The 24,557-nt window shown below is 46.8% G+C and carries 18 protein-coding genes and 1 tRNA gene; 10 read left to right on the top strand and 9 right to left on the bottom strand.

What is annotated here, in order from left to right; translation table 11 throughout:
• Positions 1-5 precede the first annotated feature (5 nt).
• Complete coding sequence (tadA, locus tag MO387_RS03835; RefSeq protein ID WP_242326052.1) at positions 6-542, top strand: tRNA adenosine(34) deaminase TadA; 537 nt, start codon at positions 6-8, stop codon at positions 540-542.
• A 418-nt stretch (positions 543-960) separates the two neighbouring features.
• Here the strand turns inward: tadA and mltF are convergent, their stop codons facing one another.
• A complete protein-coding gene (mltF, locus tag MO387_RS03830; protein WP_242326051.1) occupies positions 961-2,391 on the bottom strand; it encodes a membrane-bound lytic murein transglycosylase MltF in 1,431 nt (476 codons plus the stop codon).
• A 280-nt stretch (positions 2,392-2,671) separates the two neighbouring features.
• Here mltF and purL point away from each other — a divergent pair, with 280 nt between their 5' ends.
• The 4 genes from purL (at position 2,672) to cydX (ending at position 10,672) form a co-directional block, all read left to right on the top strand.
• Positions 2,672-6,553 carry a phosphoribosylformylglycinamidine synthase gene (gene purL, locus MO387_RS03825; protein WP_242326059.1) on the top strand — a complete coding sequence of 1,294 codons (3,882 nt, stop codon included), beginning with the start codon at positions 2,672-2,674 and terminating at the stop codon, positions 6,551-6,553.
• A gap of 1,271 nt (positions 6,554-7,824) precedes the next feature.
• A complete protein-coding gene (locus MO387_RS03820) occupies positions 7,825-9,381 on the top strand; it encodes a cytochrome ubiquinol oxidase subunit I (RefSeq protein ID WP_115334203.1) in 1,557 nt (518 codons plus the stop codon).
• Positions 9,382-9,396: 15 nt separating this feature from the next.
• Complete coding sequence (cydB, locus tag MO387_RS03815; protein WP_106651105.1) at positions 9,397-10,536, top strand: cytochrome d ubiquinol oxidase subunit II; 1,140 nt, start codon at positions 9,397-9,399, stop codon at positions 10,534-10,536.
• A 19-nt stretch (positions 10,537-10,555) separates the two neighbouring features.
• Positions 10,556-10,672 carry a cytochrome bd-I oxidase subunit CydX gene (gene cydX, locus MO387_RS03810; protein ID WP_006082469.1) on the top strand — a complete coding sequence of 39 codons (117 nt, stop codon included), beginning with the start codon at positions 10,556-10,558 and terminating at the stop codon, positions 10,670-10,672.
• A gap of 266 nt (positions 10,673-10,938) precedes the next feature.
• Here the strand turns inward: cydX and MO387_RS03805 are convergent, their stop codons facing one another.
• Positions 10,939-12,942, bottom strand: coding sequence for a methyl-accepting chemotaxis protein (locus tag MO387_RS03805; protein ID WP_242326050.1), 2,004 nt, complete (start codon positions 12,940-12,942; stop codon positions 10,939-10,941).
• A gap of 259 nt (positions 12,943-13,201) precedes the next feature.
• On the opposite strand from MO387_RS03805, the gene MO387_RS03800 reads away from it, so the two are divergent.
• The gene (locus tag MO387_RS03800) at positions 13,202-13,447 is read left to right on the top strand and encodes a DUF465 domain-containing protein (RefSeq protein ID WP_006082467.1); all 246 of its coding nucleotides are present in this window, start codon (positions 13,202-13,204) and stop codon (positions 13,445-13,447) included.
• Here the strand turns inward: MO387_RS03800 and MO387_RS03795 are convergent.
• Together MO387_RS03795 and MO387_RS03790 are read right to left on the bottom strand one after the other, a co-directional pair.
• A complete protein-coding gene (locus MO387_RS03795) occupies positions 13,444-16,512 on the bottom strand; it encodes an efflux RND transporter permease subunit (RefSeq protein ID WP_242326049.1) in 3,069 nt (1,022 codons plus the stop codon). The genes MO387_RS03800 and MO387_RS03795 overlap by 4 nt on opposite strands.
• Before the next feature lie 2 nt (positions 16,513-16,514).
• Positions 16,515-17,621, bottom strand: coding sequence for an efflux RND transporter periplasmic adaptor subunit (locus MO387_RS03790; protein ID WP_242326048.1), 1,107 nt, complete (start codon positions 17,619-17,621; stop codon positions 16,515-16,517).
• 139 nt (positions 17,622-17,760) lie between these two features.
• Here MO387_RS03790 and MO387_RS03785 point away from each other — a divergent pair, with 139 nt between their 5' ends.
• Positions 17,761-18,387 carry a TetR/AcrR family transcriptional regulator gene (locus MO387_RS03785; RefSeq protein ID WP_242326047.1) on the top strand — a complete coding sequence of 209 codons (627 nt, stop codon included), beginning with the start codon at positions 17,761-17,763 and terminating at the stop codon, positions 18,385-18,387.
• A 123-nt stretch (positions 18,388-18,510) separates the two neighbouring features.
• On the top strand, positions 18,511-19,455 hold the full coding sequence (locus tag MO387_RS03780; protein ID WP_242326046.1) for a DUF6268 family outer membrane beta-barrel protein: 945 nt from the start codon (positions 18,511-18,513) through the stop codon (positions 19,453-19,455).
• 12 nt (positions 19,456-19,467) lie between these two features.
• Here the strand turns inward: MO387_RS03780 and MO387_RS03775 are convergent, their stop codons facing one another.
• The 4 genes from MO387_RS03775 to MO387_RS03760 all read right to left on the bottom strand — a co-directional run bounded on the left by MO387_RS03775 (position 19,468) and on the right by MO387_RS03760 (position 22,629).
• Positions 19,468-20,028: a chalcone isomerase family protein gene (locus tag MO387_RS03775; RefSeq protein ID WP_242326045.1), complete on the bottom strand. Its 561-nt coding sequence runs from the start codon at positions 20,026-20,028 to the stop codon at positions 19,468-19,470.
• A 582-nt stretch (positions 20,029-20,610) separates the two neighbouring features.
• Positions 20,611-21,090 carry a DUF2947 domain-containing protein gene (locus MO387_RS03770; RefSeq protein ID WP_242326044.1) on the bottom strand — a complete coding sequence of 160 codons (480 nt, stop codon included), beginning with the start codon at positions 21,088-21,090 and terminating at the stop codon, positions 20,611-20,613.
• Positions 21,091-21,331: 241 nt separating this feature from the next.
• Positions 21,332-21,407: transfer RNA gene (locus MO387_RS03765), tRNA-Arg, on the bottom strand.
• A gap of 55 nt (positions 21,408-21,462) precedes the next feature.
• Positions 21,463-22,629 (bottom strand): flagellar assembly protein FlgT, encoded by a 1,167-nt coding sequence (locus MO387_RS03760; protein WP_126491497.1) that lies wholly within the window; start codon positions 22,627-22,629, stop codon positions 21,463-21,465.
• 279 nt (positions 22,630-22,908) lie between these two features.
• Here MO387_RS03760 and MO387_RS03755 point away from each other — a divergent pair, with 279 nt between their 5' ends.
• On the top strand, positions 22,909-23,541 hold the full coding sequence (locus tag MO387_RS03755; protein WP_242326057.1) for a FlgO family outer membrane protein: 633 nt from the start codon (positions 22,909-22,911) through the stop codon (positions 23,539-23,541).
• A complete protein-coding gene (locus MO387_RS03750) occupies positions 23,538-23,987 on the top strand; it encodes an LPP20 family lipoprotein (RefSeq protein WP_006085649.1) in 450 nt (149 codons plus the stop codon). Before MO387_RS03755 ends, MO387_RS03750 begins: the two co-directional genes overlap by 4 nt.
• Positions 23,988-24,129: 142 nt before the next feature.
• Here the strand turns inward: MO387_RS03750 and MO387_RS03745 are convergent, their stop codons facing one another.
• Complete coding sequence (locus MO387_RS03745) at positions 24,130-24,555, bottom strand: flagellar protein FlgN (protein ID WP_242326043.1); 426 nt, start codon at positions 24,553-24,555, stop codon at positions 24,130-24,132.
• Positions 24,556-24,557 lie beyond the last annotated feature (2 nt).

Here is a 24,557-nt window from a genome sequence, read left to right as displayed (position 1 = left end):
ACCAAATGCAGCAAGATGAACAATCGCAGCAAAATGAACAATCGCAGCAAGACGAGCAATGGATGCAAGTCGCGATGCTGATGGCCGAGAAAGCCGAAGCTGAGAGCGAAGTGCCTGTGGGGGCGGTATTGGTCAAAGACGGCCAGCAAATTGCGACCGGTTACAATTTATCCATTAGTCAGCACGATCCAAGCGCCCATGCGGAAATTTTATGTTTACGGGAAGCGGGGCGTTTGGTCGAAAACTATCGCCTGTTAGACGCGACTTTATATGTCACGCTTGAACCTTGTGCTATGTGTGCAGGTGCCATGGTGCACAGCCGGATCGCGCGGGTGGTTTATGGTGCTAGGGATGAAAAAACCGGTGCTGCGGGTACGGTAGTGAATTTACTGCAACACCCGGCATTTAATCATCAAGTTGAAGTCACATCGGGTGTATTAGCCGATGCTTGTAGCGCGCAATTGAGTCGTTTTTTTAAACGGCGTAGAGAGGAGAAAAAAGCCCTGAAACAGGCTCAAAAGGCGCTGCAAGCAATTGAGTAAACAGTGGTAAAAGCGACAGGATTAATCCTGAGACTGAATAAAAGTAAAGAACAGTTTCTGACGATTCAAAATACGACGATGGCGAACTTTGAGTAAAGTACGACGACGCGCGACAGTATTGCTGATGGTTTTTCTTCTCATATTGACCCCATTCATTGTTATTATTGATGCCCTGCAGTGATGTATCGCAGGTCATAACTCCAAGACAGTAGCAGTTGCACTTGAGCGCAGCAATAGCACTGGTCAGATAAGCTGAACTAAGCGATGTTTTTAAGCGTAAACCTAAGTTGGTAAAGCCAGCTTGGTTCTGGCACTGAGTTTCAGATGCTGAGCTCACAGAGCTTTGGTTTAGCAGTTTGGCTTTTTGATTTAAGTCTCTAGAAACCCAGATCTAAAGACTGGGCTCAGGCAATGCGGATTATTGAGGTTGTTCTGGGCTCAATGTTCCAGCGGGAATGGCGGGTTCTTCCGATGCAAGATCGCTCGGTTCTTCCTCGGGGTTTTGCTGTTTCGACTGATTATCCACCCAGACTAACGTGTCGTAGTAGCGGCGAATACTGTCGACGTAATGGACGGCTTCACTGCCTCTGGCATAGCCGTAGCGGGTTTTTTGATAGTATTTACGCTTTTGCAGCAGTGGCAGCACTTTCTTTAAATCTCGCCACGCATTGGGATTTAACTCCATCGATTCAGCCAGCTTTCGCGCATCTTCAACATGGGCATACCCTATGTTGTAGGACGCCAGTGCAAACCACATACGTTGACTCTCGGGAATGGATTCCGGCAGACGATTGATCATATCGTTCAAATAAGCCGCGCCGCCGCGGATACTTTCTTCCGCATCCAAACGGTTGGTGATGCCAATTTCTTTTGCCGTAGGCTGAGTCAACATCATCATGCCACGTACCCCCGTTGCCGAGCGGGCATGGGGATTCCAATGGGACTCTTGATAGCTAGTCGCCGCAAGTTTTCGCCAATCTAAATTACCCGCATGGGTTTCGAATAACTGACGATAGCGGGGCAAAACGGTTTCGATGGCGCGAATAAATGCCCGAGTATCGACATAATCAAAGCGCTTCACATGGCCAAAGTATTTTTCGTTGAGATGATCGAGCGTGCCAGCCAGTTTTTCTTGGTGCCAAAAGGCCAGTAATTGGCTCATGAGTTCATCACTGCGGTTCGGCGGCAACAGCCAGACCACATCGAGCTTTTCTTCAAGTACGGGGCCTGAGCGCAGATCGGGCAAGTAGCGGCGGTTGATTTGTACGCTGCTGGAGTCGGCGATGGTGTAGTCAATTTCTTTGTTGGCGATCATGGCCAGCAATTCTTCGCTGTCTTTGTCGGTAATTTGATCCCACACCAGCGTTGGATAATGCTTTTGCAATTGAGTTAATGTCTCGACAAAGGAAGAGTCGGCGATGACAGTAATCTTACCTTTTAAGTCGCTGATGTCTTTGGGCGCTGGCATGCCTTCGCGATACACCAATACTTGATTAACGCGGTACAGCGGCGGCCCTAGGCGGAACTGTTCTCGCCTTGCGGGCGTTTCTGTCATGCCCGCGGCAATGAGGTCGATTTCATTCTTTTTAAGGGCTTCGTACAGCTCGGTACGGTTAGTGTAGGGCACCATTTTTAAGGGCACATCTAAGTATTCGGCGAACAATACCGCCATATCGTAATCGAAACCGCTATCACCTTGGCCAGATGTCATATAAATCTGTGGGCCGTAAAGTGTCCCGACTCTTAACTCAGTTAATTTTTTCGGCACGAATTCTGTTTCGTCCACGGTCACCTGCTGACAGGCAGTCAGTAAGAAACCTAAGATAAGAGCGAACAGGAATCGAGTCATTAAATATGCTTATAGTAAATAAAATCAATATTATAGATAGCGAGTTAACAGTGGGGCATGCGTGGTGAACTGGCCGACATTGGTGGGATTATATCCGTTTGTCTGCGATAACGTAAAAAAATCATTCGTGGGGGAAAATGGCGACTAAAAATGGTCGCGTTTTTTATATCACAGGAAACACTGTTTTGCGTAAGGTCACAGGTGATTTGTGGCAGACATTTCCTTATAATAGCGCCACCTCTGACCCCTGCAATAATAAATAATAAGGTGAATAGACGTGATGGAGATCATCCGCGGAGCCCCTGCACTCTCGACGTTTAGGGTGCAAAAGCTGATGGAGGCCTGCGAAAACGCTGCGCTTCCGGTACGCCAAATCTATGCTGAGTATGTTCATTTAGCGGATTTGAGCGAGTTGCTCGATACAAATGAACGCCAGCAACTTGAAAAAATTCTCACCTATGGACCTGCGATAGAAGCTCATATCCCCCAAGGTTCACTCCTGTTTGTCACTCCTCGCCCCGGTACTATTTCTCCTTGGTCTTCAAAAGCCACTGACATTGCACACAATTGTGGCCTTGGTAAAGTGAAGCGTTTGGAGCGAGGCGTTGCGTATTATGTCGAGTCAGATGCGCTCACTGCGCCTCAGCAACAAGCCCTGAATGCGTTGCTGCACGATCGCATGGTGGAAATCATGCTTGACGATTTTGCCAAAGCCGATGTGCTGTTTAAGCGCACTGAGCCTGCGCCGTTTAAGAGCGTCAATATTCTTGGGGAAGGTCGCCGCGCACTTGAAGTGGCTAACACTGCATTGGGGCTTGCCTTAGCCGAAGATGAAATCGACTATTTAGTCGAAAACTTCGTCCGTTTAGGCCGTAATCCCCATGACATCGAATTGATGATGTTTGCCCAGGCGAACTCTGAGCATTGTCGTCACAAGATTTTTAACGCAGATTGGACCATTGACGGTGAAGTTCAGCCTAAGTCATTGTTCAAAATGATTAAGAACACCTTTGAAACCACGCCTGATCACGTGTTATCTGCCTACAAAGATAACGCCGCTGTGATGGAAGGCTCGGTTGCCGGTCGTTTCTTCCCCGATCCAGATGGGGTGTACAACTACCACACTGAACCTATGCACATCCTGATGAAAGTGGAAACCCACAACCATCCAACCGCCATCAGCCCCTATCCTGGCGCTGCAACCGGTTCAGGTGGTGAAATCCGTGATGAAGGCGCAACGGGTCGTGGTTCTAAACCTAAAGCAGGTTTAACGGGCTTTAGCGTATCAAATTTAAAAATCCCAGGTTTTGTTCAACCATGGGAAGGTAACTACGGTAAACCAGATCGTATCGTTAGCGCGCTCGATATCATGACCGAAGGCCCACTGGGCGGCGCGGCATTTAACAACGAGTTTGGTCGTCCGGCATTGGTGGGTTATTTCCGTACCTACGAGCAGGAAGTCAGCAGCCATAACGGCGTTGAAGTGCGTGGTTACCACAAGCCCATTATGTTGGCCGGTGGTTTAGGTAACATTCGCGAAGAACATGTGCAAAAGGGCGAAATCACCGTTGGCGCTAAGCTGATTGTGCTGGGTGGCCCTGCGATGAACATTGGTTTGGGTGGTGGCGCCGCTTCATCTATGGCATCGGGTCAATCGAGTGAAGATCTCGACTTTGCTTCTGTGCAACGTGAAAACCCCGAAATGGAACGTCGTTGTCAGGAAGTGATTGACCGCTGTTGGCAGCTTGGCGATAAAAACCCTATCCAATTTATCCACGATGTGGGCGCGGGCGGTTTGTCGAACGCTTTCCCTGAACTTGTGAATGACGGCGAGCGCGGCGGTTTATTCAATCTGCGTAACGTGCCTTCAGATGAGCCAGGCATGAGCCCGCTGGAAATCTGGTGTAACGAATCACAAGAACGTTATGTGATGTCAGTTGCCCCTGAAAACCTCGCACTATTTACTGCCATCTGTGAGCGTGAGCGCGCCCCGTTTGCGGTTGTGGGTGAAGCGACGGCGGAGAAACACCTGACCCTTAGCGACAGCCATTTCGATAATAATCCTATCGATTTGCCGCTCGAAGTCTTATTAGGCAAAGCACCTAAGATGAGCCGCGATGTGGTATCAGCCAAAGCGGTATCGCCAGCGCTCGAACAAAACAAGATTGATGTTAAAGAAGCGGTTAAACGCGTACTGAGCTTGCCTACAGTTGCGGATAAAACCTTCCTTATCACCATTGGCGACCGCACAGTAACGGGTTTAGTTAACCGTGACCAAATGGTGGGTCCATGGCAAGTGCCTGTGGCCGATTGCGCGGTCACTGCGGCAAGCTTTGATACCTACGCCGGTGAAGCAATGTCACTGGGCGAGCGTACACCGCTGGCACTGCTTGATTTTGGCGCCTCTGCCCGTATGGCAGTGGCTGAATCAATTATGAACATCGCCGGTGCTGATATCGGTTCATTCAAGCGTATCAAGCTTTCTGCCAACTGGATGTCTGCTGCGGGTCACCCCGGTGAAGATGCGGGTCTTTATGAAGCGGTGAAAGCCGTAGGTGAAGAACTGTGTCCAGAGCTGAGCCTGACCATTCCGGTCGGTAAAGACTCTATGTCGATGAAGACCGCATGGCAGCAAGATGGCGCGGATAAAACCGTGACGTCGCCCATGTCATTGGTCATCACTGCTTTTGGCGTGGTACAAGACATTCGTAATACAGTGACGCCAGAGCTGCGCACAGATAAAGGCGAAACGTCTTTACTGTTAGTGGATCTCGGTGCGGGTAAAAATCGTTTAGGCGGTTCTTGTTTAGCCCAAGTGTTTGGTGAGCTGGGTGATATTGCGCCGGATCTTGACGATGCTGCACTGCTGCGCGGTTTCTTTGAAACCATGCAAAATCTAGTGGCTAAGAAATCCGTTATCGCTTACCACGACCGAAGCGACGGTGGCTTATTTACCACCTTAGTGGAAATGGCCTTTGCGGGTAATACTGGCTTAGACATAGATGTAGAAGACTTGCAGGGCACGGATTTAGAGCGACTCTTTAATGAAGAGCTCGGCGCTGTGCTGCAAGTGAGCCGCGACAACGCTGCGAAAATTGCTGCTCAGTTTGCTATCGCGGGCGTTCCTTGCCATGTTATTGGGACGTTAGCTGACGATCAACGCATCACCATTAAAGATGGCGCGCGTGAAATTTTCAGTGATACCCGTGTTGCGCTGCGTACCTTGTGGTCAGAAACCACTTATCGTATGCAAGCCATGCGTGATAACCCAGCGTGTGCACTGGAAGAGTTCAAACTTAAGCAAGACGAAACCGATTTAGGCTTAACGGTTAACTTAAGTTTCGATCCAAGCACTGACGTTGCCGCGCCTTATATTCTTAAAGGCGCTGCGCCTAAGATGGCGATTTTGCGTGAGCAGGGCGTTAACTCCCACGTGGAAATGGCCGCTGCCTTTGATCGCGCTGGATTTGAAAGCCGCGACGTGCACATGTCGGACATTTTATCTGGCCGTATCAGCCTAGAGGATTTCCAAGGTCTAGTGGCCTGTGGTGGTTTCTCTTATGGTGACGTATTAGGCGCAGGTGAAGGTTGGGCCAAGTCGATTCTGTTTAATGACCGTGCGCGCGATGAGTTTTCACGTTTCTTTGAACGTGACTCAAGCTTTGCCCTCGGCGTGTGTAACGGCTGTCAAATGCTGTCAAACCTGAAAGAAATCATTCCAGGAAGCGAGCATTGGCCACGTTTTGTGCGTAACCGCTCAGAGCGTTTTGAAGCGCGTTTCAGCTTAGTTGAAGTGCAACAGAGTCCGTCGCTATTCTTCCAAGGTATGGCAGGTTCACGTATGCCAATCGCCGTATCACACGGGGAAGGTTTGGCTGAGTTTGCCAGCCCTGAAGCGCTGGCGATTGCCGAAGCGTCAGGCACCATTGCCCTGCGCTTTGTCAATGGCAAGGGCGATATCGCGACTCAGTATCCACAAAACCCGAACGGTTCTCCAAATGGCCTAACGGGCATTTGTAGCACTGACGGACGCGTTACTTTGATGATGCCGCATCCTGAACGTGTGTTCAGAACGGTCGCTAACTCTTGGCATCCAGATGCTTGGGGTGAAGATAGCCCTTGGATGCGTATGTTCCGTAATGCGCGAGTGACCTTAGGTTAAGCGAGTAAACTCAGCGGCTTTTATCTGTATTGATGGGTAAAAGTGGGTTTAGTTAATCGTAAAAAAGGAGCGATAATTTCGCTCCTTTTTTTATATTTAAAATGCACTTTTATGAAATATCTTGGATTTCAAATCATTAACACTTATTGCAAATAATCTAATGGACCAAAGTGAAAAAATAGCTTCTTTCATCGGTAAATACCTATTAATAGGTATGTTGCATACTTGATGCTGGAAGCGACGTTTTATGGGGTTCTAGAGTTGAAGGCAGATTTTGTGGCTTTAGAAAAGAAAAAGCCCCCACTCTCAAGGAGAGGGGGGCTCGTTTTGCGCTAACAAAACTTCAAATTAATGCAATAAATTTCACGAGTAATTCGGGGAATTATTTCAGCTCATTAGCTGTATAAAGTTCAACAAAAACACGCTTGTAGCTGTTAACCACACGTTCAAATAATTTAGTCATATCGATATCTCCACACCAAAAGTTAATACCTATGTGCGCGAAGTTGGCATTGACTGGGCTACGACACCAGTTCTACCAAATTGTCTCCTTAACACAGGACATATATTAAACAACTCAGGTTAGCTTCTCAAACGAGAAAAAATACAATTATTCATTATTAAAACTAATGAATTTTAATGCTATTTTTATATTTTTATTTCTATATGTGAGTTTATTTGTTGATTTTAAAGGTTTTAAATTAATATTTCTCTAAAAATATTTTTAAGTTTTTTAGTTAATTTGTTGCAACATTATTTGTTTGTTAGTTTTTTGGTAGCTTAAGCTGATTTGTGGCGGCTAATTAATAAAAGTATGGGTTTACATTAATTAACGCTTGCTCACTACTCCTGTTTTATGTGGTTGTCAATCCCTCTCAATGGGGAAGTGTGTGCCTCACCGCAAAACCCACCTAAACCACTGAGTTTGATTGATTTGCATCAAAGCGAGGTGGTATAAAATAGCCACAAATGAAAACGAATAAATATCTTAACTATCTGATATTTATATCGATGAGATCATTTGATTGATTGAGTGGTAAGGTGTCGGTCTCAGTTACTTGCGATAGTGTGACTCGCGTCTCAATATGCGACGGATATTGGTACTTTTTAGCCCTTGCTGCTTCGAACTAATGCAAAAGATTAAATTTAACGGTTTATACTGATGTTCAGATATAAACACAAAATGAAAACTCACTATCCTACAAAGGCACTTGCTGTGATTGACGCGGGTTTTATCATAGCAATTGGACGCACCAAGTAAGGAGTCACCGATGATTGTTGAAGAGGTTGTTGAGCTATCGCGGTTGCAGTTTGCGCTGACAGCCATGTATCACTTCCTGTTTGTTCCCTTGACGTTGGGGTTGGCATTTTTGCTGGCTATCATGGAATCACTGTATGTGATGACGGATAAACAAATTTATAAAGATATGACTAAGTTCTGGGGTAAGTTATTTGGTATTAACTTTGCCTTGGGGGTTACTACAGGTTTGGCAATGGAATTCCAGTTTGGTACTAACTGGTCTTACTATTCGCATTACGTAGGGGACATCTTTGGTGCGCCTCTGGCTATTGAAGGTTTAATGGCCTTCTTCCTCGAATCTACCTTCGTCGGTATGTTCTTCTTCGGTTGGGATCGTTTCACTAAACGTCAACATTTAGTGGTGACTTGGTTAGTGGCCTTTGGCTCTAACATGTCGGCATTGTGGATTTTAGTGGCAAACGGTTGGATGCAAAACCCTGTGGGTTCAGTGTTCAACTACGAAACCATGCGCATGGAAATGACCAGCTTCGCTGAAGTGGTGTTTAACCCTGTTGCGCAGGTGAAGTTTGTTCACACTGTGGCTTCGGGTTATGTCGCGGGTGCCATGTTTGTACTGGCAATCAGTGCTTATTACATCCTCAAGAAACGTGACTTACCTTTTGCCCGTCGCTCATTCGCGATTGCGGCAAGCTTTGGTATGGCGGCAATTCTATCGGTTATCGTGTTAGGTGATGAATCTGGCTATAAAGTCGGTGAAGCACAGCGTGTTAAGTTAGCGGCGATTGAAGCTGAATGGCACACTGAACCTGCTCCTGCGGCCTTTACTGCGGTTGGTTTCCCAAATCAAGAAACCATGCACACGGATTATGCGATCAAAATTCCTTATGCTATGGGTATTGTGGCAACACGCTCATTGGATGAAGAAGTCACGGGTATCCATGACTTGATTGCTGAGCATGAAGTGCGCATCCGTAACGGTATGAAAGCCTATGCCATGTTAGTGAAGCTGCGTGCGGGTGAAGAAACCCCTGAACTGCGTGCGGCCTTTGAAGAAGCAAAAGTCGACTTAGGCTATGGTTTCTTACTGAAACGCTACACAGACAAAGTGGTTGATGCCACTGAAGAGCAAATTAAAGCAGCAGCTAAAGATTCTATCCCGAACGTTGCACCGATTTTCTGGAGCTTCCGTGTGATGGTGGGTCTAGGCTTTATCATGTTGTTCGTATTTGCTGCGGCATTCTGGCAAAGCACACGTCATCAAATCGCTGAGAAGAAATGGGTACTTAAAGCTGCACTTTATAGCTTGCCATTACCTTGGATCGCGATTGAGTGTGGTTGGTTTGTGGCTGAGTATGGTCGTCAACCTTGGACGATTTCTGAGGTACTACCGACCTTTATGTCTGCATCGAGTTTAACGACTGGCGACTTATGGTTCAGTATCCTTTCTATCACCCTGTTCTACACTGTGCTGCTGGTGATTGAGATGTTCTTGATGTTTAAGTTTGCCCGCATTGGTCCGAGCAGTTTAAAAACTGGTCGTTATCATTTCGAGAACCTAGAAGCCTAAGCAGAGGATTTCATTATGTTTGATTATGAAATATTAAGAGTTATCTGGTGGGCTCTGATCGGCGTACTGTTCATCGGATTTGCGGTTACTGACGGTTTTGACATGGGTGTCGGTGCGTTACTGCCAATCATAGGCAAAGACGATACTGAACGCCGTATCATGGTCAACACTATTGCTCCCCATTGGGACGGCAACCAAGTGTGGTTAATCACAGCAGGTGGTGCGTTATTTGCCGCTTGGCCTATGGTGTATGCAGTGTCTTTCTCTGGCTTCTATGTCGCCATGATGTTAGTGCTGTTTGCCCTTTACATGCGTCCAGTCGGATTCGATTACCGTTCTAAAATTGAAAATCCAAAGTGGCGTAAGTCGTGGGACTGGGCCTTGTTTGCCGGCGGTTTTGTACCTCCACTGATCATAGGCGTAGCCTTTGGCAACTTGTTACAAGGCGTACCGTTTGAATTCGATGAGTTCCTACGTGCGACTTACCACGGTGGTCTATTCGGTCTGTTGAATCCTTTCGGTCTACTGGCAGGTCTTGTGAGCGTGAGCATGTTTATGATGCAAGGCGCTTCTTGGCTACAAATGAAGACTGATAGCGAGCTGCGAGTGCGTGCTGCGAAAGCCACGCAATTCTTCGCACTATTAGTGGCTGTGTTGTTTGCAGCAGCAGGCGTGTGGTTAGCCAATGGTATTGATGGTTATGTCGTGACATCAGTCCTTGACCATAATGCGGTGTCTAACCCAGCAATGAAAACAGTCGCGATTGAAGCGGGTGCTTGGCTTGCCAACTATGACAAATACCCCATCACTATGTTGTTCCCTTTCTTAGGTGTGCTATTGCCGCTGTTAGTGATTCTGGTGAGCCGCTTTAACCGTTCAGGTTTTGCGTTCCTATTCAGTTCGCTGACTGTCGCTATGGTGATTTTGACGTGCGGTGCAGCTATGTTCCCATTCGTTATGCCATCATCATTAGACCCTAACGTCAGTTTGACTATGTGGGATGCAACAGCCAGTAAAACTACCTTAGGGGTGATGACTGCTGCCGCTGCGATTTTCGTCCCTATAGTATTGAGCTACACTGTTTGGACTTATTTCAAAATGTTTGGCCGTATCGGTCGTAAACATATTGAAGATAACAAAGCCTCACTCTATTAGGCATTAAGGAGCATCTGCTATGTGGTATTTTACGTGGATATTAGGGGTTTTGTTGGCCTGTTCTTTCGGGATTATCAATGCCCTGTGGCTTGAGAATACTGAGAACATGGACAGATCGGCAGATGATGCCGAGTAACGTCTAAACTCGATTTAAAAAACCTCGCACTAGCGGGGTTTTTTATTGGGATTTATTTACTGGGTGAGGTAAGGTTTAACCTGTGTTGGGCTCTTTTAAAATAGCTATCCTCAATAACTATCTCCTCAAGTCGCTTTCTTGAATGATGCCCAAAACTGTTGGAATCGCGGCCATAAAAAATGCCACCCAGTGTGGGTGGCATTTGATAAACAACTCATTAAAAATTTGAGCTAGTGGTGTTAATTGAACCTGTCGAGCGAGTCTATCTAGGCCTTAAACTGGCTTATTTGGCGTTTTAAAGCCGCCGCTAAGGAAGACAGTTCATTGGCTGAATGTACGGTTTCAGTGGCACGGTGCTCGCCCTCATTTGCTAGTTCACTGATCTGATGCAGATTGTGAGTAATTTCCTCTGCAACACTGCTTTGCTGTTCAGTTGCTGAGGCGATATTACGTGAACTAATGGCGAGTTCACCAATCCGGCGGGTGATTTCCTTAAGCTGCTCGCCGGTTGCTTCACCCTGTGCTGCGGATTCCATACCTAATTGATGACTCTGACCCATTTGCTCTGTGGTGCTTTTCACTTGGGTTTGTAGCTTTCCAATTGTTTGGCCAATTTCTAAAATGGATGATTGGGTGCGCTGGGCTAAGGTTCTCACCTCATCGGCAACGACCGCAAAGCCTCGACCTTGATCGCCTGCGCGCGCCGCTTCAATCGCCGCATTGAGTGCCAGTAAGTTTGTCTGCTCGGCAATACTGTTAATCACTTCGGTGACTTTACTGATGGCTTCACTTTCGTGACTGACTTTTTCAACCGACTGATGACTGTTACTGAGCTGTTCACTGAGCTTGAGTAAATCTTGCACTACTTTAACTTGCTGATCTTGGCCTTCTTTGGCAGCGGCATCCACTTGCTGGCTCTGAACTGCGCCGTCTTGGGCATGGTTCGCCACATCACGAATAGAGGTCGACATTTCTTCAATGGCTGTGGCAATTTGATCCGTTTGTAGCATTAAGGCCTGAGCTTCTTCGCCATTCTGTTTGGCGATACTTTGTGCCTTAGAAGCCTGCTGCTCTAAACTCATCACCGAATCCTGCAGGGCAATGATCAACTGCCTTAACTCTGAGGACATGGTCGATACACTGGTGGTGATGCGATCAACTTCGTTTTGACTCTGTGGTTCCGATGGCGCTAAGTGATGACTAAAATCGCCACTGCCTAGGCTTTCCATATGCACTTGTAGGGCATGTAACGGTTTAAGTGCACGGATTAATACTACTGAAAGCAGTGCTGTGATCAGCGCAATCCCTGTGAGGGCAACGATAGCGTTGATAGTGAGTAACTGCATACTTTCTTCATTGAGTTCACTCGCCTTAACTTGGCCTACCAACATCCAATTCCAGCCGGTTACGGTTTGGCTATAGGCAAACATAGGCTCATTTTTACTATTGCTATAACTGTACTCAGAATCATCTTTCGTGGCCTCAGCCACACTTAACCCATCGAGCATACTCTCGGTGATAACGTCGCCCGCATTAAATTTAGGATGCGCGACAAGTACATTGTCCGCTTTACGCACTAACAGAAAATGACCGCTTTCTTCTAGGGTGAGTCTGTTTACAGCATCTTGTAATTGTTTTAACGAGCTGGTGATGTCAAAGCCAATATATAAGATACCAATGACTTTCCCTTGGACGTCCTTAACTGGGCGATAGACTGTCATATAGTCTTTGCCGAAGAGTTTGGCGTAGCCTTCGTATTCTTGGCCGCTGATCAGCGCTTGATAGCCTGGATGCGTTTTGCCGAGGAAGGTGCCTAGTGCACGGCTACCATCGGCTTTTTTGAGTGAGGTCGATACCCGCATAAAATCATCGCCATCACGCACGAATACCGTTGCCGTACCGCCTGTCAGGTTAGCAAAACGATCGACTTTACTTTTTGAGGAGTTAATTTGTTCTTGTTCGTGCATGAGGGCGGGGGAGCTTACTCCCATCACATTGACGGTTTTATTTGGTTTACTAAATTGCCCTGGATACATTTCCTTAAACACGTCGGCGTTGCGCCTTGCAAGCTGCAAAAGGCTATCGTATTGCAGTTCTAACATGTCTGAAACGGCACGCATTTCGGACTTCATGGCACTCATGCCTTTATCTTCTAATACATTTGAAGCGGCTTTGTAGGAAACAGTACTGAGTATGCCAAAAATGGTGAGTGTGAGAATAAACGCGAGGGCACCTATTTGTTTTGCAATAGGCCAATTTTTATAATTCATCGTACGATCCTATAGGTAACGGTTACATCAATGTAGCCTAAGTCTCACTCCATGGTCTTGATATGGGTCTAGTATTTAAGCAATTGTATAGTCAATTCTTTGATATTTTACCAGTTTTAGACTTGAGTTAATGAATTCATTCCACAGACATGTCGGCAGATAAAAAGTCCTGCTAACTGGCCGTATTGTGATGGCATGGACTAAGCTGCTTAAGGTGAATGGAGTTCATTGAGTCAGAACCATTATAGGGGAAGTGTATATGCTAGGTGAGAATCATGCGTTAGTTTATGAGTTTCCTGATTTTGTCGATCAAATTAAGCATCTAAAAGTCAATAATAGCGCCTTTGCGACTATGGCCAGTCGTTACCATGAGCTCGATAATAAAATTAGGGCACTGGAGTTGACTAAAGTGCCCACCGCCGATGAGCACTTTTTAGCGTTAAAATTAGAGCGGTTAAACCTCAAAGATAAACTGTATCAATACCTAGTCCACGATGCGATTTAAGCTGGAATGGCGGACTGATTGTTCGCCTTACGGGTTTTCATCAACAGTAAATACATAGTCGGTACCCAAACCAGAGAGAGCAAAGTCGTCAGCAGCGTGCCGCCCGCGATAGCAATGGCAAAGGGAGGCCAAAATCCGCCGCCAGCAATGATAAGCGGGATAAAACCGCCCACTGTGGTGATGGTTGTCGAGCTGATATGGCGACCACAACTGCTGACGGTTGAGACTATGGTTTCCATATCGCCGAGTCTGGCACTCGGCATATCTTCAAGTTCCGCCAAAATCACTATGGCAGCGTTAATGGCCAGTCCCATCAAGCCTAGCAAACCTATGATGACAGGGAATCCAAAGGGATAACCGAACACAAACACGGCTAATAGGCCAAGCCCTGCCGATTGTATCGCGCTCAATAGAATAATCGCCGTGAGCCTAAAGGAGTTGAACGACAACACCACAGTGGCCAATAACAAGGTGATGACTAACATCACATTGGACAGTAAATTGCCGACCGCTTCGTTACGTTTCGCGCTTTCACCGCCGATTTCAATGCGATATCCCGATGGCAGCGCGAGTTGTGCCACTTTATCTTTGACATCGTTCAGCACTTGGGCGGGTAACACACCACTGACAATATAGGCTTCTATGGTATTCACCCTTTGGCCGTTACGTCTTGGAATGGCGCCGCGGCTCACTTGCACTTCGTTGTGGGCGAGGGCAGAGAGCGCGACCGACTCACCTGAAGGTGTCACTAATTGAATTTCTGAAAGGCGGGTGACTTGTTCGCGACTGCCATCACCGAGTCGTACTCGGACGGGTAATGACTCCGTTTGCTCAAGCACGCTGCCCCCGATAACGCCCGTGGTCGACATTTGGATCTGCTTAGCAATATCCGTCAGACTTAAACCACTCATCAGGCTGGCATCTTCATTCACTTGCAGCCACAGCTTAGGCGCACCGGCACTTAAAGTGGCTCGGGTATGGAGTACGTCCGGCGTTTGCGCGAGGATATTGCGAACTTCGTCGCCCAGCGAACGCAACGTATCGAGATTTGGACCGAAGATCATCAATTCTACCGGCGCATTAAAGGGCGGACCTTGCTCGAGTTTTCGTACTAGCACTTGTGCCTCGGGGAAAGCACTGTCGAATTTCTGTTGTAATTCGGGGATCAGCTCATTGGCACGTTCAAAGTCGGTCACTTTCACCATGGCCTGCGCATAGTTAGTCGCGCCCTGTTGGCGCTGTGTCAGATTGTAATAAAATGAGGGCGTATTGCCGCCCACCACCCAATCGACTTGGGTAATCCCATTGACGGCATGGAGCTTTTTGTCCATCAACTGCACTTGGTTCAAGGTGTTGTCTAAACTCACATGGGGCGCAAGATAGACTTCAATTTGGAACATGTCCCTGTCCGAAGGCGGAAAGAATTGCTCTGTCATCTTGCCCGAGGCGTAAAAACCTAATACTGGCGTAATGCCGATAAGCAGCGCACTGAGAATAGGGCGTTTAAGGGCGATTCTGAGGCTCGCTTGAAAATATTGGCTCAGCAGCGGGAGATTGATCCCGTGTTGATACCAGGCATCATGTTTGCCTTCATGGCTAAATCGTCCAGCGAGTCCCGCAATTATCGTGTGGGAAATCAGGTAAGAGCCCAGCAGCGCAAACATCACTGACATAGCAATGCCACCGACAAACTCACCAGCGGCACCGGGCATCAGTACTATGGGCGCAAAGGCTAAAATCGTGGTAATCGTTGAACCTGCTAAGGGCAGCCAAAGATGGTGTATGGTTTCACTCACTGCGGCTAGGCGGCTCATCCCTTGTTGACGCCGTTGTGAGATGGCATCAACAATCACAATCGCATTATCCACCATGATCCCAAGGGCGACGACGAGTCCTGTCACCGACATTTGATGTATGGGCAGGCCGATATATTTCATGCAGGCCAAGGTAAATAGTGCTGTAAGGGGCAATGAAATCGCCACTATGATGGCGTTTCGTAGTCCGAGGGTGAGTAGCAATACCAGCAAGATGATCATAAATCCTTGCAGCAGGTTTACCACGAGTCCGCCAAGGCGATCGCTGGTGTAACTGTTTTGCTCGAATAGCCATTGGATCTGGATATTGGCGGGCACTTCGCGATTAAGTTCATCGACGACGCTATTCACTTGTGCTTGCCAGAGATCGACACGGCTATTGTTAAGCATGCGCGCGGCGACAAAAACGCTTTGTTCACCATCGACTAACGCTATGCTATCCGCGGGCGTTTTGGCTTGGCGAGTGACAAGGGCAATATCCCCAAGGCGAATAATTTGGCCTTGGTTATCAATTTTGAGTGGCACTTGGCGAATGCGAGTTAATGAGTCGAGTTCGCCCGAGACTTCGACTAAGGCGCGAAACTCACGATTGTTAATTTCACCCGCGGCAATTTTACTGTCGGCGCCGCTGAGAATATGGGCGATGGAAGCGGGAGTGAGTTGTAACTGGCTCATCTTGTTGCCATCGAGCAGCACTAGCATTTCTTCGGTCGGCGCGCCGTAGAGTTTGACAAAATCTGTGCCCGACAACAGCCTGAGCCTGCTCTGTAATTCCTTCGCGTAGCGGTTGAGCATATCGACTCGAACGGGCGTATTACTATTCCACACTAAGCTTAAAATGGCGGTGTAGGCATAACCAATTTGATCATCGAGTGTCGGGGATGGTATGCCCTCGGGCAGATTGATTTTCGCATCGGCTAATAAATCCCGCGCCCGAGACCACACGGGATCTGTCTCCATGACAGTGTCTTTCAATTCTAACTGTATGACTGAAATCCCCGGCCGAGAGGTCGACTGGATCAGCTTGATTTCTTCTAAGCGTCTGAGCTGATTTTCGAGCACTTCCGTGACTAAGGCTTCGACCCGTTCAGCCGAAGCTCCGGGATAAGGGGTGATCACAGAGGCGAAACGGTTGGTTATGTGTGGATCTTCAGTACGCGGCAGACTCGAGATAGCGCCAAAGCCCGCGACCAGTAATAGTGCAATAACGAGGCTGACTAAGCGGCCGTTTTCAACAAAGGCTTTAATCATAACTACCTCGTGGCTGCGGCAATGGGAGACACGGCTTGGCCTACGACCAGCTTATGGAGTCCTTGGCTGACATAGATTTCATTGGGCTGAATCGCGCCTTGAATGTAGGCCATGTCTTGGGTGGTGTAGAGAATTTCCACATCTCGTCGCTCTATGATGGATTGCTGTTCATGATTTGCGATGACATACAGATTCCATAATCCGCGAATGCCATCCGTTAGCGCTGAAATCGGCACCCAATACCCAGCTTGCTCAATTTGCTGCTGTTGATGCAGATACGCAATTTCACCGTTAATCACACGGGCATCTTGGGGCAGGCTGATCCTAAGTTGTAGGGTGCGGCTGACGGGATTCACTTCGGCGCTGATACCGGCGATTTTGGCGGTAAAGGTTTGATCTTGCACGCTGACTTGTACTTGCTGTTCGGCGTGAAACTGCTCCGCTAACGCCACAGGTACGCCAATGTAGGCTTCAGGATTGATATTGCCCACTAAGGTGAAAATGGGGCTGCCCGCAGTAACCACTTCGCCCAAGTTATGCAGTTTTTGGCTGATGGTGCCGTCGAAGGGCGCCACTAAGATGGATTTATCGAGCTTAAGTTGATTGGCATGCTGTGAGGCAAGTAGGCGGTTTTTCGCCGCGGCTAAGCTATTTAATTGTGAGCGGTTTTCATCTAATAGCTGCTCAGAGACATAACCCGATTTTTTCAATTCTTGATTACGTTTTAGAGTGCTGGTGGCCAGATCAACATCGGCTTGGGTTTGCGCCAGACTCGCTTGGATCTCTTGACGCTCGGCTTCAAGTAGTCGGGTATCGAGGATTGCCAGTATTTGACCTTGCTTCACTTTGATGCCGGAATCGGCCTGTAGCTCGTTTAACTTTCCTGCTAGTTCAAAGCCGACGCCAGTTGTGTTGCCCGCACGGATAGTCCCCGTGAAGGTCTGCTCGTGCTGATAGCTTGGGGTCAGGATCAACGTTTGGCTCGTGACTGTGGGCAGTACGGTTGTCGTGGCGTGTTCAGTGACTTCCTTTTGACAGGCGGATACTGTGACTAAAGCAAACACGCAGACGCTGATAGTGCGCCAAGAACGTCGGGCAGTTCGATCCATTTTAAGTGCTTCCGCTGTAAGTTAAACGTTAATGCTATGTAACTAGACTTGCTAGTCTAGTTGCGCGGAACTAGACTGTCTAGTCTATTTTGTGCTTAACTAATGCCAATTTATTATGTCTATCTATTCGAGAGTCGATATGATGCATTCCTCTGAGATGCAGTTACCTCTGAGCCGTAGCGAACAAAAACGTCAGCAAGTACTTGTGGCTGCTATTGATTTATTTTGTCGTCAAGGGTTTCCCCATACCAGTATGGATGAGGTTGCCAAGCTTGCGGGCGTGTCTAAACAAACCGTCTATTCCCATTACGGCAGCAAAGATGAATTATTTGTTGCGGCAATCGAATCTAAGTGTGTCGGCCATAATCTTAATGATGATTTGTTAAGTGATCCCACTAAGCCTGAATCGGCATTAACTCAGTTTGCCCTGCAGTTTGGGGAGATGATCGTCAGCCCTGAAGCTATTACGGTATTTAAAGCCTGTGTGGCACAATCCGAAAGTCATCCTGAAGTGTCGCAGTTGTTCTTCGACGCGGGCCCGAAACATATAGTGGGGTTATTGGCGGATTATTTAGTGACAGTAGAAGCCCTAGGGCAATATCACTTCGGTAATGCGCACCATAGTGCGGTGCGTTTATGTTTAATGTTGTTTGGTGAGCTAAAACTCAAATTAGAATTGGGCTTGGCGGCCGATGAACTCGTTGACGATAGAAATGAGTATATTTTGGGTTGTGCAGACATGTTCCTGAAGGCGCATCGGGTTTAATAAAACTTGCACAATATAAAAGTATCATTTTGTATCTGAATATTGAAAGCATGAACCTTTTAGCTTGATAGCGCGTATTATGCGCAAAAAATCTGTTAATCATTTTAAATGCAAGGAGCTGACGTGGCTAATCGAGAACTCTCACCATCGAGCGCAAAACTGCGCCTGCTGAAAAGCGCTGTATTACTGTTGCCGTTAATGAGTTGTGCCGCTATTGCAGCGGATAAACCTTCGCAGGAATACAAGCCTTTTAGATTAAGTGTCGCGCAGATCAGCACCCAGAGTGCCGAGGTTGCCAATGGTAATACTGAGCTACAAAGGGACAGTTTATTATTGAGTGCAGGGATGAATGTTCCGTTAAATCAGCAATGGTCTTTGGGCTTTCGTGTGGGTTACGACAGGCTGGATTATGATTGGCGCAATATCACGCTCACTGGTGCTAACAATGTCGCCCCGCTGTTTGGTACCGACGGGCAGAATTGGGATCATATCAATCGTTACCGTGCCGGAGTGTCGTTAAATTATCGCATGGATAAACATTGGGCCTTCTTTTTAGCGCCGCAGATCCAATATGCCTACGCCGACACTGCATCGGCCAGCGAAGCCCAGAGTTACGGTATTGTGGCGTCTGCCATGTATGCATTTGATTCAGGGAATATGATTGGCTTTGGCGTCGCGTATCTCAATGATATCGATGAAGTTCGCACTGTGCCATATCTCGCCATGCGCTGGCAGATAGATGAACATTGGGCACTCGCCAATCCTTTCCAAGCCGGTTTTAGTGGTCCTGCAGGATTAGAGCTGAGTTATCGATTTAATTCCGATTGGAATGTCGGCTTTGGTAGTTCGCGTCGTACTGAGCGATTCCTGATCGAAGACGATGACACTGTAGTGGAAACGAACGAATGGGTGAGTTATCTGCGCGGTGGTTGGCGAGCAACGTCTGCAATAACAGTGAATCTTTACGCCGGATATTACTTTGATGGGGAGCTAGAAGTGACCGACCAAGCCGCGCTTGATATGGATAGCCAAGGCGCTGCGGCCTTGGATATCGAATTCAAATTCTAACGTTAATGTCAGTTATTTGCCTAGCATGGCCTCTTTGAGGCTTTTCTGGGCTGGCTTGTCACCTAGCCAAATTTTTAACAGTGCTTGACGGAACATTTCACCTTCGATGGTGGCTTGTTCCTGACCATTTTTATAGGCCGTCACGCCGCGGGCTTTATTGGCGACTAAGGTAAATTGGTCACCTTCTTTAATTTCTTCGTTAAACAGCGCCATAAATGCATCGATTTGCGGTTGAATATCGGCGGTGTTTTCTGCGGTCGCGTGCTCAAAACCTTCAGTGATCGCATCGCGCATTTTTTCTGAGGTGATCATGCCAGAGGTAATATTAAGGTGGATTGCCGCAATCGGAGCATCGATAACCGCTGCAGTGCTACTCAAGGCTGCTGGCAAATACAGACTGCCCACATATAAATCCATAAAGAACTTACTGCGAACGCCCGCACCATTGAGCTGTAATGCTTGGCTATCTAACGTCACAGTATCGGCGACTTGCACACCTGATACTTCTTTGGCCATTAATGTGTGGGGTAATAACAGCGCGCTTGCTAGGGTAAGAGTGGAGAGTAACTTCATAATACACCTCATTTTTCTATTTTAATTATTGGGTTTAATACCAATCACAATAAATATCTAATCAGTTCAGAGCCTCACAGGCATCACAATCCAAGGCGCATTGACGCAGAAATGGTTATTCCCTTTTAAGCCAATGCAACACCGGAGTCGGATGCCTGTGAGGCTCCCGAAGGGCGGCTAATGTTAACGGCATGGCAACGCGCTTTATACTGCGTTCAAGGCTTTCGACAGAGCACCACTATGCCTTCAAGCCTTCGCCTTGTCTAAAGCGCGTTGAACTCCCGCTGAATGAACAGATATTTAATTCGATTGGTATAAAGCAGATTTTATGAGTATTTACAGCAGAAAGTTGACCCCAACTTCTCAAATACTCGGCACCGAAAATGGATGTTAATCTAAAGAAGAGGGGAGAGATAGGCTAAATGTGCCTAAGCATCATTCGAAAATGGTTAAATATGGCATACTCATCATTAAGTATGAGCATGCCAACAAGATGAATCATCGCGTTAAACAATTGACGTAAAAGTATTGGTGTAAAACTATCGGCGGCAAATCATCAGCGTTAGACTTTCTGCGTGAAAATTATCCGCGAGTGCCTAGCTTGTACTGACCACTCTGTTCGAACATCACAGCTTGTTTCTGTTTTGGTGAGATCAAAATTGGACCGTCGTCGAAGAAGAGAAAACACTTCCAATTACGGACGAACACATCCCAACGAGTTTCAATAATCTGATATTTTTCATAGCAAAAATAGACGGTTGTCTCATCGGGCCATTGAATGAACTCGGCTAACATGGCGGGTAAACTGCTCTCTTCACTATCCCAAGCACTCTGCCAATGATCTGTTTCCACCCAAGCATCAGCCTTCGCCGCCCAGTCTCCCTTAGTAAATTGCTCCGCACGACTACTCTTGTTACTGATCCATTGATTCCAGATTTCCATCGCACTTTTATCTGTTAACGGCAGGATATGCGCCTTGTCTTCGTCAGTGACAGGCAAGTCTTTGTTGTTGAAAATCCACTTACGGCGGTATTGTTCTAGCGGGATATAAGTGTTGGCCAAGCAAGCTCTCCTAGGTTGAGCCCTGAAGGCTCATCAAACATCAATGTGTCGGATTATACTGACTTAGCCAAGTTTAGGGAAATGGCGCAATGTGGCTATATCCTAGTATTGGATTTTATAGTAACGATTAAGAGAGCTGTTTTTTAAGGGGGATAGACAGAGGAAGCTGTAAATTGTGTTTCTGGAAATCATGCTTATCAGAAAACTCTTCAAGTGAAGTTGAAATCACATAAGCACTATCTGGTCTCTCCACAGGGACTCGAACCCCGATCGGCCGCTTAGGAGGCGGCTGCTCTATCCTGTTGAGCTATAGAGAGACGACAGTGATTATACTGGTTTTATCTCTGATTAAAAGGCTTATGATTTAGTTGCTTAAATCTTAAGCGCTATGTCGTTTATCTGCACATTGTAAGCTGCATTTTGGTCTAAAAGTACTGCTGTAGAGCTTTCTTCACTCACTTGTTCGATTTTTACCGTGGCTCGGCTTTTGGTTGCGACGGCGCGCATTTCATTGAGTCGATCGGGTAGGTTTTGCTGTAATACGACTTGGAATTTATCCCCGACACGAATGCCATGTTTACGGCCGAGATTTAAAATGATCCTGTCCGCTTGGCGGCTCACGACTTGGCCGAGTAAGGGTCTGCAATTGAGTGTGCTGTCCAAATCGTGGGTAGCCTGTTGCATTAATTTAGTAATATTTTTGCCATAGGATGATCGCCAGAATCTGTCCGTATTCGGGGCAATAATGGCTTGTTCTTCAAATTCCCATGGCGCCGATGTGCTGTAGCTTTTACTCCAAACTTCTTCGCCACTGATCCCATGATAGAGGCTAAGTTTGAACTGGAATTGCCTGAGTGGAGCTTCATCCCAAAATCCTAGGAAGGTTGCCTGCACTGGCTCCATTGAGATATCCATAATTTGTGGTTGGAGGATATATTGGCTGTCGGTAATTTCACTGAGCCAGCTTGGGAGTCGATAACCGCGAATATCCACTAGATCTTGTTTAATATCGAGCAGCTCTTTAGCGTGAGTGTGGCTAAAACCTGTGGAAGAGTAATCTTCTATAACACTGCCTAGTTTTTCGGAAATAACTTCTTCAAAACCGGAAAGCTGCCCATATCTGAGCTGAGTACGATCTTTGATTTGTGCTTGAGGAATTAAAATCGCGGCCTTTAATTGTCCATTTGGACACTGCTGCGTAGGATCATCATTTAGATCGAGTCGTAAGGACACATAAATTTTGTTTCCCTGGATTCGTTCGCTAACGAGTTGGATGCTGATAGCTTGGGCGTTGCGATTTATCGCAAAATTATTTTGTGTAAGGTTTCCGTTAGAGGTTTGTTGTTCACTGGATATTTGAATGCCCGTGCTTAATGTAGCATAGCTAACGGCTTGATTAATCGCTTCTTCCCTTGCTTGAGCCGTATTACCATTGATGATAGTCGCTTCACCACTGGCTTCTATCCATTCGGCCCGAGTAGGCAAAGACAGCAGTGCAAGGCTCAAAATGATGAGCGAAGCTGAACGTGGTATGTGCATCAATACAATCCTTATCGCTAAGCTATTGGCGAGCTTGCTAATCGAGCCAGTTTCCTGACACTTAATCTAATATACCGACAAAGCAAATTTCATGCCTGAGTAACGAGAGTTTTCGATAAAGTTTCCATTGGCGCAGTCGATATACAGCGTATGAGCATAATATTGTCGGGCTGGAGCAATTTTGGTCCGAAGATTGCTGGCTTTTGTTACTCACAAAAATGAGACGCATAGAGTGTGAGTGATTTAATTGCCAGTACACCCATAGATGAGGTAAATCCAATGCTAAAGCGTGTGATAATTCCCTTAACATTACTGATGTTAGGTGGATGTGTGGCTAAATCGGTTACACCGCCAAAGCCGAGTTTAGTGGATGGCAATGGGTTGCCGCCAACGGCAGTGATCAACCATTTAGCACAGCGAATTGTGACAGAGCTCGTTAAGCAAAATGATGCTCTGCGTTCTGATCAACCAATTGTCGTCGCAACCCCAGTATTAGTGGGTGACATGAATGGCACAAATGCGTTGGCGCAGCAGTTACAGCAAGGATTAATGACGTCGCTCCATAGCTTTCAGTTTAATGTAGTGGATTTAAATTTAGCTGATGGCTTGAGAGTGACGGCTAATGGGGATTTTATTTTGACGCGAGATTGGCAACAATTGTCGAAAAATCTTCCCGTTGAGCATCTTGTTGTATCGACTATGAGCCCAGTTACCAATGGTATGTCGATCAATACTCGGATTGTGAACATAAGTAACAATCGTGTGGTATCGGCCTCTCAAACTTTTGTGACTCAAAAAGAGTTGGCAAACTACATGCAGCCTTCGGAGCAAATTGTGTCACAAAATGGCATCTTATATCGTCAGGCGAGTCCAGGCATGAATGAAGTGCGTGTTTTAGGAGATGGAAAATGAAACGCTACCTTTTAGTTATTGCGGCGCTAATGCTAACTGGCTGCGCTGCTAAAGATAGATATGTGCAATGGGAAGATGTGCCGCCGCCGAGTTTTCCTAAGTTAACGGCCATAGGATATGCGCCCTTAGCGACTCAACCGGCTAAAGAGCAATCACAAAGAGTGTTGATGGCCATGCAAGCATCAAAAATTGTGGCCTATCGTGAATTAGCAGAACAAGTTTATGGGCAGAAAATAACGGCAAACAGCAGTGTCAGTGATTGGATGTTGACGGACGATAATGTTAAAGCGTCGGTTTCTGGCGTGATCCGTGGGGCGCGGGTCGTTAAGAGTTATCCGGCTGGCGATCATTATGTCACTGAGTTAGAACTGGATTTTTCACAGGTATGGGCGCTGTATCAGCAACAGAGTCGTCCACAGCGAGTGAAAGAAGTCACGTATTTCTAGTCATTTCTACATGACTCTATTGAGCCGCGTACTATGCGAGTAGTTATGCGGCTTTTCTTTTTCTGCACAAGTATCAAAGTCTAATCTTTAATCAGAGCAGAGCTTAGAAGCGGGAAATACAGAGTGGGAATTGATGCGCCTGTTAGGCCTTTAAATCATTACCTAAACTTGAGATAGTTGAGGTCTTGCCTTTATCGTTATACGTAAGGCTGGAGGCGTTTCTGCTGGCTTGTAAAGCTTGAGCGAAGCGATTGAGACTGGCTAAATTCATCTCAATTAAACTGGCATTTTGATCGTTCAGTTCTTTGCATTCAGTTAAGGCGTCTTTGACAACGGCCATTTTATGCACGAGTTCGGTTTGCTGAGTGAGTTGAGACTTATCAGTGTGGTTTGCCAGAATATCGTCATTAGTCTTGAGTTCTTTCAGACATTGTGATTTTTCGTTAGCAAGAGAAATCAGTAAATCGGCGTTTTGGTCAACCAAAGCGCCTTTTTCCTTGAGTATGATTTGCTTAAGAACAGCCAAATGGGCGTGTTGTAGATCTACCAGTTTAGCTATTTCAGTCATAG

It is taken from the genome of Shewanella sp. N2AIL (assembly GCF_022690845.1).
Classification (GTDB): Bacteria; Pseudomonadota; Gammaproteobacteria; order Enterobacterales; family Shewanellaceae; genus Shewanella; species Shewanella baltica.
This window is presented reverse-complemented; position numbering and strand designations above follow the sequence as displayed.

Excerpts from the sequence above, each read along its gene's own strand:
- tadA (WP_242326052.1), top strand. The coding sequence starts at position 6 with ATGCAGCAAGATGAACAATCGCAGCAAAATGAACAATCGCAGCAAGAC.
- MO387_RS03820 (WP_115334203.1), top strand. The coding sequence starts at position 7,825 with ATGATTGTTGAAGAGGTTGTTGAGCTATCGCGGTTGCAGTTTGCGCTG.
- MO387_RS03805 (WP_242326050.1), bottom strand. The coding sequence starts at position 12,942 with ATGAATTATAAAAATTGGCCTATTGCAAAACAAATAGGTGCCCTCGCG.
- MO387_RS03800 (WP_006082467.1), top strand. The coding sequence starts at position 13,202 with ATGCTAGGTGAGAATCATGCGTTAGTTTATGAGTTTCCTGATTTTGTC.
- MO387_RS03750 (WP_006085649.1), top strand. The coding sequence starts at position 23,538 with ATGAAACGCTACCTTTTAGTTATTGCGGCGCTAATGCTAACTGGCTGC.
- cydB (WP_106651105.1), top strand. The coding sequence starts at position 9,397 with ATGTTTGATTATGAAATATTAAGAGTTATCTGGTGGGCTCTGATCGGC.
- MO387_RS03760 (WP_126491497.1), bottom strand. The coding sequence starts at position 22,629 with ATGCACATACCACGTTCAGCTTCGCTCATCATTTTGAGCCTTGCACTG.
- MO387_RS03790 (WP_242326048.1), bottom strand. The coding sequence starts at position 17,621 with ATGGATCGAACTGCCCGACGTTCTTGGCGCACTATCAGCGTCTGCGTG.
- mltF (WP_242326051.1), bottom strand. The coding sequence starts at position 2,391 with ATGACTCGATTCCTGTTCGCTCTTATCTTAGGTTTCTTACTGACTGCC.
- MO387_RS03795 (WP_242326049.1), bottom strand. The coding sequence starts at position 16,512 with ATGATTAAAGCCTTTGTTGAAAACGGCCGCTTAGTCAGCCTCGTTATT.
- purL (WP_242326059.1), top strand. The coding sequence starts at position 2,672 with ATGGAGATCATCCGCGGAGCCCCTGCACTCTCGACGTTTAGGGTGCAA.
- MO387_RS03745 (WP_242326043.1), bottom strand. The coding sequence starts at position 24,555 with ATGACTGAAATAGCTAAACTGGTAGATCTACAACACGCCCATTTGGCT.
- cydX (WP_006082469.1), top strand. The coding sequence starts at position 10,556 with ATGTGGTATTTTACGTGGATATTAGGGGTTTTGTTGGCCTGTTCTTTC.
- MO387_RS03785 (WP_242326047.1), top strand. The coding sequence starts at position 17,761 with ATGATGCATTCCTCTGAGATGCAGTTACCTCTGAGCCGTAGCGAACAA.
- MO387_RS03775 (WP_242326045.1), bottom strand. The coding sequence starts at position 20,028 with ATGAAGTTACTCTCCACTCTTACCCTAGCAAGCGCGCTGTTATTACCC.
- MO387_RS03755 (WP_242326057.1), top strand. The coding sequence starts at position 22,909 with ATGCTAAAGCGTGTGATAATTCCCTTAACATTACTGATGTTAGGTGGA.